This is a genomic window from Corallococcus exercitus, assembly GCF_042231735.1.
Taxonomy (GTDB): Bacteria; Myxococcota; Myxococcia; order Myxococcales; family Myxococcaceae; genus Corallococcus; species Corallococcus exercitus_B.
Genome location: NZ_CP102577.1, coordinates 8,137,770 through 8,150,839 on the forward strand (window position 1 = coordinate 8,137,770; position 13,070 = coordinate 8,150,839).

At 72.7% G+C, this 13,070-nt stretch carries 10 protein-coding genes; 5 read left to right on the forward strand and 5 right to left on the reverse strand.

The genetic code is table 11. The features are described 5' to 3' along the window. Positions 1-147 precede the first annotated feature (147 nt). Positions 148-414, reverse strand: a complete 267-nt coding sequence (locus NR792_RS32715) for a GlsB/YeaQ/YmgE family stress response membrane protein (protein ID WP_375756632.1) — start codon at positions 412-414, stop codon at positions 148-150. Between the two features lie 109 nt (positions 415-523). Then, entirely contained in the window at positions 524-1,258 is a 735-nt protein-coding gene (locus NR792_RS32720; protein WP_375761733.1) for a 16S rRNA (uracil(1498)-N(3))-methyltransferase, read from the reverse strand. Between the two features lie 121 nt (positions 1,259-1,379). Between NR792_RS32720 and NR792_RS32725 the strand changes: the two genes are divergently transcribed. Beyond that, the gene (locus NR792_RS32725; protein ID WP_375756633.1) at positions 1,380-2,375 is read left to right on the forward strand and encodes an asparaginase; all 996 of its coding nucleotides are present in this window, start codon (positions 1,380-1,382) and stop codon (positions 2,373-2,375) included. A gap of 248 nt (positions 2,376-2,623) precedes the next feature. Here the strand turns inward: NR792_RS32725 and NR792_RS32730 are convergent, their stop codons facing one another. Both NR792_RS32730 and NR792_RS32735 read right to left on the reverse strand, forming a co-directional pair. Beyond that, entirely contained in the window at positions 2,624-3,490 is an 867-nt protein-coding gene (locus NR792_RS32730; RefSeq protein WP_375756634.1) for a 50S ribosomal protein L11 methyltransferase, read from the reverse strand. A 77-nt stretch (positions 3,491-3,567) separates the two neighbouring features. Further along, positions 3,568-6,171 (reverse strand): M16 family metallopeptidase, encoded by a 2,604-nt coding sequence (locus tag NR792_RS32735; protein ID WP_375756635.1) that lies wholly within the window; start codon positions 6,169-6,171, stop codon positions 3,568-3,570. 195 nt (positions 6,172-6,366) lie between these two features. Between NR792_RS32735 and NR792_RS32740 the strand changes: the two genes are divergently transcribed. The 4 genes from NR792_RS32740 (at position 6,367) to NR792_RS32755 (ending at position 12,365) form a co-directional block, all read left to right on the forward strand. Continuing rightward, complete coding sequence (locus NR792_RS32740) at positions 6,367-8,682, forward strand: plectin 1 isoform 8 (RefSeq protein ID WP_375756636.1); 2,316 nt, start codon at positions 6,367-6,369, stop codon at positions 8,680-8,682. Positions 8,683-8,695: 13 nt separating this feature from the next. Next, entirely contained in the window at positions 8,696-9,901 is a 1,206-nt protein-coding gene (gene hemW, locus NR792_RS32745; RefSeq protein WP_375756637.1) for a radical SAM family heme chaperone HemW, read from the forward strand. A gap of 29 nt (positions 9,902-9,930) precedes the next feature. After that, complete coding sequence (locus NR792_RS32750; RefSeq protein ID WP_375761734.1) at positions 9,931-10,752, forward strand: tetratricopeptide repeat protein; 822 nt, start codon at positions 9,931-9,933, stop codon at positions 10,750-10,752. 62 nt (positions 10,753-10,814) lie between these two features. Next, positions 10,815-12,365: a DUF4388 domain-containing protein gene (locus NR792_RS32755; protein ID WP_375756638.1), complete on the forward strand. Its 1,551-nt coding sequence runs from the start codon at positions 10,815-10,817 to the stop codon at positions 12,363-12,365. Positions 12,366-12,397: 32 nt separating this feature from the next. On the opposite strand, the gene NR792_RS32760 is transcribed toward NR792_RS32755, so the two are convergent. Then, entirely contained in the window at positions 12,398-13,069 is a 672-nt protein-coding gene (locus NR792_RS32760; protein WP_375756639.1) for a hypothetical protein, read from the reverse strand. Between the last annotated feature and the right edge of the window lies 1 nt (position 13,070).

The following is a 13,070-nucleotide window of genomic DNA, read 5'->3' on the forward strand; positions in this document are numbered from 1 at the left end:
GACAACCGTCGCCATGAAAGGCCGCATTCAGGCCTGTAGCAAGAAAAGGACAAGCCCCTGCTGGTCCCTCGCCCGAGGAACCGTCAGGGGCTCGTTGGCGCCACGGCACCCGTCCCGTTGGGGACGGTGCGTGTGGGGCGCCTCACGCTAGGCGTGGACGCGGCGCCGTCCCGCTGCCCCGACCAGGAGGAGCACGATGATGGAGCCTACGACCGACATGATGATGCCCGACGCGTGCAGGTCGAAGAGGCGTCCGTCACGCTGGAAGAGCGAACCGATGAGGCCGCCCACCAGAGAGCCCACCATGCCCAGCAGGGTGGTGGCCACCAGGCCCATGCTCTGCTTGCCCGGCAGGATGGCCCGAGCAATGAGGCCCGCGATGAGGCCGATGATGATGAATGCGATGATCCCCATGAGAGTCTCTCCCGTGTGAGGGACCCGCGAGGTCCCGAATGGCAGAAACGTAGGAATGCCCACACGGATCCGTGACCTGGGATGCGAGAGGGGGTCGTCCGCCCGCCTGCTACCCGAGCGACCCGTCCAGGTGCTGCATCACCGCGAGCGCCGCGAGCGCCGCCGTCTCCGTGCGCAGGATGCGTGAGCCCAGCGTCACCGGCCGGGCCCCCAGCCCCCGCAGCCCGTCCACTTCCTCACGCGCGAGCCCGCCCTCGGGGCCAATCACCAGCGCCACCGGCGTCCCCGGCGCCACGCTCCGGAACGCCTCGCCCAGCGGCACCGCGGACTCCTCCTCGTCCAGCACCAGCAGCAGCGTGCCCGGCGTCAGCGAGCGCGCCGCGTCCAGGAGCGGCCGGGGCGGGTGCACGTGCGGCACGTCATCGCGGCGGCACTGGCGGGCGGCCTCCTCGACAATCTTGGCCCACCGCTGCGTGCGCTCCTCGGCGCGCTTCGGCTCCAGCTTCACCACGCTGCGCGCCGTGGCCACCGGATGGAACGCGGTGGCGCCCAGCTCGGTGCCCTTCTGCAGCACCAGCTCCAGCTTGTCCCCCTTGGGCAGCCCCTGGAGCACGCTCATCTCGCGCGCGGGCGGCGTCACGCGCACGGCCCCCAGCACCAGCCGCACGGCCTCCGGGTCCAGCCCCGTGACGCGCGCCTCGAAGGCGCGGCCCTTGCCGTCGAACACCTCCAGCGCGTCGCCGTCCATCAGCCGCAGCACGTGGACGAGGTAGTGGCGGCGCTCGCCCGTGAGCGTCACGTCGGCGGGGGCGGGGTCGGGCAGGGGAACGAAGAGGCGGACCACGGCGGCTTCCTTGAAGGGGAGGGCGCCCGGAGGATAGCCCTCCATGCGTCCAGGGGTTCCCTTTCCGCGATTCAGGGGCGCCCGGCCGTGTCCCGTTCCTGCTATGGCGCGCCCACCGCCCATGGCCACCCTCGTCATCGAGTCCACCCGCTCCGGCTTCGTCGAATCCCTCCACACCGTGTCCGTCGCGGTGGTGAGCGCGGAGGGCACGCGCGTCGCGTACGCGGGCGACCCGGAGCGCGTCACCTTCTGGCGCTCGGCGGCGAAGCCCTTCCAGTCGCTGCCGATGGTGCAGGACGGCGCGGCGGACCGCTACGGCTTCGGCCCGCGCGAGCTGGCGCTCTCTTGCGCGTCCCACTCCAGCGAGCCCATGCACCGCGCCCTCGCCATGCAGATGCTGAGCGCGTCCGGCTGCGAGGAGCGCCACCTCGCGTGCGGCCCGCACCCGCCGCTGTCGCCCTCCGTCGCGGAGGAAGCGCTCAAGGCGGGCGTGGTGATGACGCCCCGGTGGAACAACTGCTCCGGCAAGCACGCGGGGATGCTCGCATTGGCCCGGCACCACGGCTGGGACGTGGAAGGCTACGCCAGCGATGGGCACCCGGTGCAGGAGCGCATCCAGGATGAGATCGCGAAGTGGACGGGCCTGCCGCGCGACGCGCTGGTGAAGGCCGTGGATGGCTGCCTCGCCGTCTGCTTCGGCCTGCCGCTCAGCGCCATGGCCACCGCGTGGGCCCGCTTCGGCGTGTCGGAGGCGCCCGCCGCGCGCCGCCTGCGCGAGGCCATGCTCGCGCACCCGGAGCTCGTGGGCGGCAAGGGACGCGCGTGCACGGAGCTGATGACCGCGTTCCAGGGCGAGGCCGTGGTGAAGATTGGCGCGGAGGGCGTCTATTGCGCCGCGCTGCCCCGGGCCCGCCTGGGCGTGGCCCTCAAGGTGGAGGACGGCGACGCCCGCTGCGCCCCGCCCGCGCTCCTCGCCGTCCTGCGCCTCGTCGCGCAGCAGCAGGGCCTGTCCCTGCCCATGACGGGCCTGGAGCACCACGCGGAGCCGCGCCTCCTCACCACGCGGAACGAAGTCGTGGGCTCCCTGCGCGCGGCCGGAACGCTCGCGTTCGCCTGAAGCTCCGGAGCCGCTCGCTGTAGCGCGGAAGGTCACACGCGCCACGCCTCTCGTAACCGGCCCCGCTACAACCCGAGCCGGTGCCCGAGGGGCCTCCAGGACACGGCGGCAGGCACGCGGACTGCACCAGGGGCAGTCCGCACACGGCGGGACTCGCGGGGTCCTGACGTCAAGGGGGAAAGCCTCGCGAGTCCAGATGGGGTCGGGTTGGCGAGCGTTCACGTTCGCGGCCCGACCCCCTCTTGTTCCTAGCGCTTCAAGTCGATGCGCACCCACTCGCCCTGCTGCGCGCCCTCCAGCACGGTGCACCCGAGCTTGCGGTACGCGGCCTCCACGTCCACGCGCTGGTGCGCGAGCACGCCCGCCAGCACCAGCCGGTCCTTCGCCTTGGGCACGATGAGGGGCGCCAGCTCAATCAGCGTGTTCGCCAGGATGTTCGCGAGCACCAGGTCGAAGGTGCCCTGCACCTCCGTCAGCTCGCGCCCGGAGATGTCCAGGTCGGGCGTCTGGTTGTCGGCGCAGTTCTCCTTCGCCAGCTCCACGGAGGTGGGGTCGTTGTCGGTGCCCACCACGTGGCCCGCGCCCAGCTTCTTCGCCGCGATGGCGAGCACGCCCGTGCCGGTGCCCACGTCCAGGACGCTCGCGCCCGGGTGCGTGGCCATGAAGTCATCCACCGCCGCCAGGCACAGCGACGTGGTGGGGTGGTCCCCCGTGCCGAAGGCCATCTTCGGCTCGATGACGATGCGCACCTTGCCGTCCGGCGCGTTCGCGGCGTCCCAGGGCGGACCCACCCACAGGCGGCCCACCTGCACGGACTTGATGAGCGACTTCCACTCGTTGCTCCAGTCCTGCTGGGGCTGCTCGTCCAGGGACAGGCGCGCGTTGGGGTGGCTCTCCGCCACCGCGTCGCGGGCGCCTTCCGCGCTCTCGCGGTCCTCGAAGTAGGCGACGACGATGGACTCACCCTTCACGGGAGCGCGCACGCCCGGCATGGTGGGCGTCTCCGCGTCGCGGACCTCCAGGCCCAGGGCGCCGCTCTCATGGAGGAGGTCCTGAAGGATTTCGGAGGCTTCCTCCGCGATATCCACGGTGAGTGACAGGTAGGTCTGGGACATGGCGCCCCTTCTACCGCACCCGGTGCGGCGTGGAAGCGCCGTCGTCGTGACGCTTCCACGCTCGCGGAGGGGACGCCTTACGGCCCGACGATGGCCGTGACCACGCGGTCGAAGTCGATGACCCGGCGGGCCACCTCCTGCACGTCCGCCGCCGTCACCTTCGCCACGCGCTCGGAGTAGTGCAGGAAGTTGTCCAGCCCGATGCCGTAGCAGGTGTCCAGCGCCAGCAGCGTCGCGCGGGCGCTGTTGCGCTGCAGGTCGATTTCGTACGCCCCGATGATGTGCTGCTTGGCGCGCTCCAGCTCCGCGTCCGGAATCGGCTCGTCCCGGATGCGCTGCAGCTCGCGGCGCATGCCCTCCACCGCCGCGTCCACCTTCTCCGGGCTCGTGCCCATGTAGACGGCGAAGTAGCCGGGGTCCAACCCGTCCATGGAGAAGCTGCTCACGCTGTAGGCCATGGAGCGCTTGTCGCGCAGCTCGATGAAGAGCCGCCCGCCCTGGCCCGACAGCACCGTGGACAGCACGTCCAGCACCACGCGCCACGGGTCCGTCATCCGCGCCGCCTGGAAGCCCATCACCAGGTGCGTCTGCGCGCGCGCCAGCACCTTCTTCTCCGTGCGCGGAGCGGACGGAGGCGCCTCCGGCTTCAGCTGCTTCGGGGCCACCGCCCCGCCGCGCGACTGGCCGAAGTACTCGTTCGCCAGCGCCCGCACCTGGTCCACGTCCACGTCGCCCACCACGCTGAGCGTCATCCGCGACGGATCCATGTGCGCCCGGTGGTACGCGCGCAGCTGCTCGGGCCCCAGCGCCTCCACGGACGCCTTCTCGCCCACGAGCGACAGCCGGTACGGGTGCTCCTGGTAGAGCGTGCGCGAGAACAGCTCGAACGCCAGGTTCGACGGCTTGTCCTCGCGGGTGAGGATGTCCTGGAGCAGCAGCGAGCGCTCGCGCGCGACCTCCTCCTCGCGGAAGGCCGGGTTGAGCAGCACGTCCGCGAACAGCCGGAAGCCGGGCTCGAAGTAGCGCGACAGGAAGTCCGCCTTCAGGCTCACGGAGTTGCGGCCGCCCTGGCCGCTGACGTTGCCCGCGTACAGGTCCGACAGGTGGCTGATGTCATCCGCGCTGAGCGTCGTGGTGCCCTTGGTGAGGGCGCGGCTGAGCAGCGTGGTGATGCCGTTGTCCTCGGGCGTCTCGTAGCGCGTGCCTCCGATGAACGCCGCGCGCATGGAGAACAGCGGCACGTGCGGCTCCACGCGGATGACGAGCGTCGCGCCGGAGGGCAGCTTCTCCTGCACCACCTCCGAGCGCGCGGACGCGATGGCGCTCCGGGCCGGGCGCGCGGCGCCTTCCGGAGGTGGCTGGCGGGCGGCGCGCTCCGGAGGCGTGAGGCCGGGGCTCTTCGCCGCTTCGTCCAGCGCGGCGTGCACGAGCGCCTCCGTCAGCTCCGCGGCGGGAGGCACCAGCGCGGTGACGATGGCGTGCTCCAGCCGCAGGTACTTCTGGGCCACGCGGCGCAGGTCCTCCGGCTTCAGGTTGCGGATGTCCTCCAGGTAGCGGGCCTCGGACTCCAGGCCCCCGGGGGACGTCTGGTACGAGCCCAGGTTGCGCGCGGTGCCCTGCACCGTCTCCTTGCGGTAGACGGACTCCGCCTCCACCACCGCCTGCACCGTGCGCAGCTCGTCCTCGGGCACGCCCGTGGTGCGCAGCGCCTCCAGCACGCGCGCCGTCTGCGTGAGCGCCTTCTGCGCCTGCGCGGGCGGCAGCGTCAGCGACACGGAGAAGATGCCCGGGTCCTTGGGCGTGTACGCGGACGCGTGCACGTCGTTGACCAGGTGCTGGCGGCGCTTCACCTCGCGCACCAGCCACGACGAGTTGCCCTGACCGGCGATCATCGCCAGCACGTCCAGCGCGGGCACGTCCGGGTGCTCCAGCTCCGGAATCGGGAAGGCCAGGTGCAGGTAGGCCTCCTTCACGTCCTCCGTCTGGATGAGCACGCGGCGGCCCGTGGGCGCGGCGTCGCGCGGGCGCTGCACCGCTCCCGCGTAGGGCCGGCCCCAGTCACCGCCGAAGATTTCATCCACCCACTGGCGCAGCTCCGCCTCGTTCAGGTCGCCCGCGACGGACAGCACCAGGTTCCTGGGCGTGTAGTGCCGGTGGTAGAACTCCAGCACCTTCTCGCGGGTGAAGCTGCGCACGCTCTCCTCGGTGCCGATGACGGGCAGCCGGTAGGGGTGCGTCTGGAACGCGGCGGTGAACAGCCCGCGGGACGCGCGGCGCGACGGGGAGTCGTAGCTGCGCTTGATCTCCTCGCACACCACCTCGATTTCGCGCGCCAGCTCCTCCTTGTCGAACGCGGAGCGGCGCACCGCGTCCCCCAGGATGTCCAGGCCCGTGCGGGCGAACTGGCTGGCGATGACGATGTGGTAGACGGTCTGGTCGAAGGACGTCCAGGCGTTGATTTCGCCGCCGTGCGCCTCGATGTCCCGGGCAATCTCACCGGGGCCCCGGCGCTCCGTGCCCTTGAAGAGCATGTGCTCGTGCAGGTGGGCGAGCCCGGCCTGGTCCGGCCTTTCGTCCGCGCTGCCGGCCTTGACCCAGACCTGGAAGGCCGCGACCTTGGCGGCGTGCTGCTCCTCGAAGACGACGGTGAGCCCGTTGGGCAGGGTGTAGCGGATGGCCATAGAAGTGGTCCGAAGCTGTCAGCCCTCTCCAAGGGAGGCAAGGCGAGGTGTGATGTTTGCTCCATTGGCTAACGTCCCACCCCTCCCACGTCGAGCGGACCGTGCCGCCTGTCTCCCACCAGGCAGGCGAAGCGGCGCGGCCCTCATCGCGTAACTGGTGGAAAGCCCCCGTGGCCGGTAACCTGGGACGCGCACATGCCGTCTCCCCCGGACGAGGCGGATCCGCTCGCGGACCTGAAGGAACTGCTGGATGACGGCGACGCCCCCGAGGCGGCGCCCGCCCCAGCGCTCACCAGGCCCCTGACGGTTCCCAAGCCTCCCCCCTCCGCGCCTCCCCCCCTGCCGCCCCGCCGGCCCGCCGCAGGCTTGCCCGCTGACCCGGCCGCCAGACCCGCCGCCGCTCCGGCCGCCCGGGTGCCCGCGACCCCCGCGCCCATCGCCGGGGGCGGGTTACCCACGACCACGCCGCCGTCCCCCGCGGCCGCGGCGCGCAGCCCCGGCAAGGGAGACCCCTTCGCGGAGCCCGCCGAGCCCCGGCTGCCCATGGGCGGCTCGCCGGAGGACAAGCTGGAGTTCTTCCGGGGCATCCTGAAGCAGAAGACGGAGACCCTGGCCCGGGCGCGCGCGCTGTACGCCGAGCGCGAGGGCGAGGTGACGCAGCTGAAGGCCGCGCTGGAGAAGGCGCGCAAGGAAGGTGGCGGCGCGGGCGCTCCGGGGCGCTCGCCGCAGGACGAGCAGCGCCTGCAGCTGGCCCAGGCGAAGGTCGCCTCGCTGGAGGCGGAGCTCGCCGCGTCGGAGGCGGACCGCAAGGACCTCTCCCGCGCGCTGGCGGAGGTGGAGTCGGAGATCCCCCGGCTGACGGAGGAGCTGCACGCCGAGCGTGAGTCGCGCGGGGCGATGGCGGAGGAGCTGGTCGGCGCGAAGGAGGCGCTGGGGCTCGCGCAGGACCGCGTGGCGGAGCTGGCCTCCGGCAAGTCCGAGGCGCAGGGCGCGCTGGAGGCGGTGCAGGAGCAGTACCAGTCGGTGCTCGCGGACGTGGAGCGGCTGACCGCCGAGCGCGACGCGCAGGCGCTGAACATCAGCCAGCTGGAGACGGCGCTCGCGGAGGCGAAGGGCGCGATGGGCGCCCTGGAGAGCGAGAGCGACTGGTCGCGCAGCTCGCTGGAGGAGGCGCACGCCCACGCGAAGGTGATGGAGGGCGAGCGGGACGCCGCGCGCCGGCAGCTCGCGGTGGTGGAGGACGGGCTCAAGACGCTCCAGACGCAGGTGACGGAGCTGGAGCGCACGCTCGCGCTGAAGGACGCGGACGCGGTGGGCCTGCGCGCCGCGCTCACCGCGCGCACGGCGGAGGCCGCGGAGCTGCCCGCGCTCCGAAGCGCCCTGGAGGCCCGCGCCGCGGAGGCCGTCCGGACGCAGTCGCGCGTGCGCGAGCTGGAGGCCGAAGTGGCCCAGGCGCGCGAAGCCGTGCGCGCCGAGGTCGAGGCGGCGGAAGTCCGCGCGCGCATGGCCGAGTCGGAGCTGGCCTCGCTGCGCGAGGTGCTGGAGGCCGCGGAGGTCGAGCAGGTCTCGCTGCGCGACCGGATGGAGTCGGACGCGGCGGCGCTCGGCGAGGCGGTGCAGGAGGCCGAGGGCCGGGTGCACGCGGCCGAGGCGAAGGTGGCGGCGCTGGAGGCCCAGCTGGCGGAGCTCACCGCCCAGGCCACGGCCGTGCAGTCCGAGCGTGAGGCCCACCAGGAGCAGCTCGCCGCCGTGGAGCGCAAGCTCGCCACCACGCAGGCGGAGCGCGTGGGCTACTCCGCGCGCGTGTCCATGCTGGAGACGGCCGCGGGCCAGCGCGAGGCGGAGCTGCAGCGCCAGCAGGCCCTGGTCGCCAAGGCCCAGGAGGAGCTGTCGCTGGAGCGCGCCCGCCGCGAGGCGGTGGAGGCCGAGGCCGCGGACGCGCGGTTGGCGATCGCCGAGGCCGAGGGCCGCGCCGAGGCGCTGAGCTCCGGACATGACGGCCAGCGCGAGGAGCTGGCGGCGCTCAACGAACAGCTGGAGGCCGCCCGCGCGGAAGCGGACAAGGTGGACCGGCTCCAGCAGCGCGTGAAGATGGTGGAGGGCGCGCTGGAGGCCTCCGAGTCCAAGCGGCGCGCCGCCGAGGCCCAGGCGGCCCGCGTGAAGGACCTGGACGCCGCGAAGGCCGCGCTCGAAGCGAAGCTCGCGCAGTCCGACGTCACGCTCCTGGAGGAGCAGGGCGTGAAGGCGGCGCTGGAGGTGCAGCTCGAGGAGCTCCGCGCCGCGCTCGAAGCGGAGCAGGCGGCGCGTCAGGCGCTCGAAGCGAAGCTCGCGGCGGCCCCTGCCTCGGGCGCGGGTGCGTCCTCGGACGTGGTCGCCGAACGCGACCAGCTCAAGGCGGACGTGGCCTCCATGAAGCGCAAGCTGATGGCGGCCGAGGCAGCGCTCGAATCGGCTGCCAGCACCAAGGCGAAGGTGGCGCGGCTGGAAGCGCAATTGAAGGCCCTGAAGTAGAGGTTGGACCTTCATGTCCTTCGCCGCGCCCACGGACCCCCTGACGGGCATGCAGGCAGCCCGCTTCGGGCTCTACCTGCACTTCCCCTACTGCCTGGCCAAGTGCCCCTACTGCGACTTCGCGGTGGCGGTCGCGCGCCAGGTGCCGGAGGAGCGCTACGCCAACGCCGTGCTGGCGGAGCTGGACGCGCGCCTGGCCGCGGACCCGTCGCTGCGCACCAGGCCGCTGGAGTCCCTCTTCCTGGGCGGCGGCACGCCGTCCCTGTGGCACCCCCGCTACGTGGCGCGCGTGCTGGAGGGCATCGCCGCGCGCCTGTCGCTCGCCCCCGGGCTGGAGGTGTCGCTGGAGGGCAACCCGGAGCGCGCGGACGCGGAGCGCTTCGCCGGCTACCGCGCCGCGGGCATCAACCGCCTGTCCCTGGGCGTGCAGTCCTTCCAGCCGGAGACGCTGAAGGCGCTGGGCCGCGCGCACGACGCGGCCATGGTGGACGGCGCGGTGGCGGCGGCGCGCAAGGCGGGCTTCCCCGTGGTGGCGCTGGACTTCATCTACGGCGTGCACGGCCAGACGCTCGCGCAGGTGGAGGCGGACGCTCTCCGCGCGGTGGCGCTTGCGCCCGAGCACCTGTCCACCTACGCGCTGACGGTGGAGCGCGAGGTGCTGGCGGAGTCCACGCCGCTGTCCAAGCAGCTGGAGCGCGGCGAGCTCTCCCTGCCGGAGGACGACGACGTGGTGGCCATGGCCCGCGTGGTGCGCGACGTGTACGGCGCCCACGGCCTCACCCGCTACGAGGTGTCCAACCACGCGCGCGAAGGCCTCAGCTCCCGGCACAACGCGCTGTACTGGACCGGCGGCGAGTACCTGGCGCTGGGCGTGGGCGCCACCGGCATGCTGCTGTCCCCCCAGGCCCACCGCTACGTGAACCTCCGGAGTCCGGAGGCCTACCTGCGCACGGTGGAGGAGGGGAGGCTGCCGGAAGCTTCCCGCGAGGACCTGGGCCCCGAGGAGCTCTTCGCCGAGCGGCTGAGCATGGGCCTGCGTCTGGTGTCGGGGGTGGACTGGGAGGCCGTCTGTGAGCGATACGGCCAGCCCGTGGAGCCCCGGCGCGCGGAAGTGGAGCGGCTGGTGGCCCACGGCTTCGCCACACGCCACGGCCGCAGGCTGGCCCTGACGGAGCGGGGGGCGGACGTGCACAGCGCCATCTGCGCGCGGCTGCTGTAGGCGACACCAGGAAGGACGACTCGACCGTGCTGACCAAGTGGTTCATGTGGATGGGCCTCACGATGCTGACGGGCAGCCCGCTGCTGTCGCTGGCGCTGCTCGCCGTGCTGCTGTTCGCCGCGGACCGCTTCACGCTCCAGCTGTTCCCCAGCCCCATGCGCGCCTTCAAGCGGTGGCAGCGCGCGGGCGAGCTCGCGGGCACCATCCTCACCAACACCCACGACCGCCGCGCCCGCGCGGAGCTGGCGGACATCCGCCTGGGCCAGAAGCGCTACCAGGAGGCGGTGGACCTCCTGCGCCCCAACCTGGACGCGGGCGACGACGACGTGGACACCCTCTACCTCTTGGGCGTGGCCTACCTGGGCGCGGGCGACGCCCCCCGGGGCGAGCTGCTGCTCACCGAGGCCGAGCGCCTGGACGCCGACTACCGCCAGGGCTCCATCGACCTGGAGCGCGGCCGCTTCCGCCTCCAGCGCGGCGAGCTGAAGGGCGCGCAAGAGGCCCTGGAGCGCTTCCTCCAGGTGCGCCAGGGCTCCGTCGAGGGGCGCGTGCTCCTGTCCCGCGTGCTGGACAAGCTGGGGCTGGACGTGGAGGCGAAGGAGGCCCGCGACGCCGCCTGGCGCGAGTACGCCCTCGCCCCCCGCTTCCAGAAGCGCCGAGACCGCTGGTGGGCGTACCGGGCGCGCCCGTCCCGCCCCCTCACGTACGCCGCCGTGGCCCTGGTGATGATGGGCGTGGGGGCGTACCTGACCCGCTACCTGCCCACGCACGACACGGCCCCGGGCCCCTACGGCTCCTACTATGATGAGCCCTACGCAGCGGATGACCTGGGCGGCGACGACGCGGAGTAGCCCGCGCGAAGCCCGCCCCTGACGGCCTCCGCCAGGCGAGAAGGGTTCCAGGCTTTCCGCGCATGTTCCCCCCGCCGTCCCAGGTGCTGCGCCAGCGCGAGGGCATGCTGGCCGACACGCCCTTCCCGCTGCTCCTGCACGCGCTGATGGTGGAGGAGCGCACCTGCACGCTGGAGCTCAAGGTGCGCCAGCGCGAGAAGCGCATCACCTTCGAGGACGGCGCGCCGGTGGCGTGCCACTCCAACCTCCTGCACGAGACGCTGGGCAAGTACCTGGTGGAGAAGGGCCGCCTGACGGAAGGCGACTACCAGAAGGCCCTGGCGGAGAGCGTGTCCTCGGGCCTGCAGCTGGGCGCGCTGCTCGTGCAGAAGGGGCTCATCAGCCCCTTCGACCTCTACAAGCAGCTCCAGGCGAACCTGGCGCACAAGCTCCTGGACTGCTTCCGCTGGACGGACGCGAAGTACCGCCTCATCGCGGACGTGGAGCCCCCGGACGCCACCGTGCGCGCCAACACCGCGCAGCTCATCCTCACCGGCGTCTCCACGCAGCTGCCCTTCGACACCGTCGCCACGCACTTCACCTTCACCGACGACCGCCGCTTCGGCCAGCTGCCCGGCGTGGAGTCCGCCCCCAAGCTGTCCTCCAAGGACGCGCGCCTGTTCCAGGCCCTGCGCCAGCGGCCCACCTTCAACGAGCTGCTGGAGCGCACCGGCTTCGACATGGACTCCGTGCTGCGCCGGCTCTACGCGCTGTGCCTCCTGGGCGTGGCGGGCTTCGTGGAGGACGTGGACGCGCGGGCGCAGGAGCTGGCCCAGCGGGCCCCCGCCGTCCCCGCCCACGTGCCGGAGCCCGTCCCCACGCCGGTGCCCGTGCCGTCCCAGGCGCCGTCCGGCACGCCCTTCTCGGACGAGGACGAGGCCGCGCGCAACGCGCTGGTGGGCGCGTTCCTCAACCACCGCGGCCTGGATCCGTTCGCGCTGCTGGACGTGCCGGAGGACGTGCAGCCGGTGGCGCTGCGCAAGGCGTTCCTCGCCGCCGCGGACCGCTTCGCCCCGCTGCGCTTCCACACCGCGGAGCTGAAGGAGAAGGCGGAAGGGATGCTGGCCGCGTACGCGCGGGCCTACGGCGCGCTGTCGGAGCCGGAGCAGAACGCGCTGTGGAAGAAGCGCCGGCAGGCCCAGCGGGAGAAGGCGCGCAACAACACCGGCCGGCCCTCCACCGCGGAGCAGTTCCGCATCCGCACGGACCTGCTGGACGCCACCACCCAGTTCGACGAGGGCAAGCGGCGCCTGGAGGCGCGCAACTTCGCGGGCGCCTTCGAGTACTTCGAATACGCCTGCGACATCGACCCCCGGCCGCTGCACCAGGCCCACCGCGCCTGGGCGCGCTACCTCATGAAGCCGGAGGCGCACGGCCGGCTCGCGCTCCAGGAGCTCCAGGAGCTGGTGCGCCAGGAGCCCGGCCTGGAGGAGGGCTGGGCCTTCCTGGGAGACGTGGCCCGCGGCGAGGGCCAGTGGGCGCTCGCGGAGGACGCCCTGCGCAAGGCCTTCAAGCTGAACCCCCAGCAGCGCCGCTACGTGGCGCTCATCCAGGAGATCGCCCGGCGGAGGTGAGTCCCCGCCGGACGAAAGGCCGCGGTGCGGGGCTACAGGCTCTGCAGGATGGAGCGGTCGGCCGCGGAGAGCCCCAGGCCCTGGGACACGTTGTGGACCACGCCCTGGACGCGAGCGGCTTTTTCACGCGAGAGCTGCTTGCCCGCCAGGAGCGAGAACACCTCCTGGAAGTCCTTGTACTGGACGGTGGGGCCCAGCACGTACCGGTCGTCCAGGCCCGTCGTGGACCGGTCCTCGTTGGCGCAGTAGGCGAACATCGGGGCGAAGTAGCGCTCACCCGGCGGCACCTCGATGGTGACGGTCTGCACGGTGATGCCGTTCTGCACGTCGTCGTTGGTCGACACGAGGACGAGCCCCGGCGGCAGCGTCACGGTGATGGGCGCGTTCGTGGTGTTGTTGAAGATGAGGCACACCCGCACCTCCTCGCCGGAGCCATTGGCCTCGTCCGAGTACTTGTCGTCGCAGTCCACCGGGTCCTCCGGCGAGTAGGCGATGATGGGGTTCTCCAGCGTCAGCCCCGGCGGCAGCGTGAAGGGCTGCCCCGTCGGGTCCTCCTTCGAAAAGCCCAGGCCCGGCCCCAGGGACTTGCGGGTGTTGGTGCCCCCGTCGGAGGTGGTGCCGCCGTCCGGGCCGCCCCCCTCGCCGTCGTCACTGCAGGCCGCCAGCAACGCCACCGCCAGCACCACGCCCATTCGCTTCGCCATG

Bases quoted from the DNA above. Each gene is read 5' to 3' on its own strand.
- NR792_RS32755 (WP_375756638.1), top strand. From the start codon at position 10,815: ATGTTCCCCCCGCCGTCCCAGGTGCTGCGCCAGCGCGAGGGCATGCTG.
- hemW (WP_375756637.1), top strand. From the start codon at position 8,696: ATGTCCTTCGCCGCGCCCACGGACCCCCTGACGGGCATGCAGGCAGCC.
- NR792_RS32725 (WP_375756633.1), top strand. From the start codon at position 1,380: ATGGCCACCCTCGTCATCGAGTCCACCCGCTCCGGCTTCGTCGAATCC.
- NR792_RS32740 (WP_375756636.1), top strand. From the start codon at position 6,367: ATGCCGTCTCCCCCGGACGAGGCGGATCCGCTCGCGGACCTGAAGGAA.
- NR792_RS32760 (WP_375756639.1), bottom strand. From the start codon at position 13,069: ATGGCGAAGCGAATGGGCGTGGTGCTGGCGGTGGCGTTGCTGGCGGCC.
- NR792_RS32730 (WP_375756634.1), bottom strand. From the start codon at position 3,490: ATGTCCCAGACCTACCTGTCACTCACCGTGGATATCGCGGAGGAAGCC.
- NR792_RS32735 (WP_375756635.1), bottom strand. From the start codon at position 6,171: ATGGCCATCCGCTACACCCTGCCCAACGGGCTCACCGTCGTCTTCGAG.
- NR792_RS32715 (WP_375756632.1), bottom strand. From the start codon at position 414: ATGGGGATCATCGCATTCATCATCATCGGCCTCATCGCGGGCCTCATT.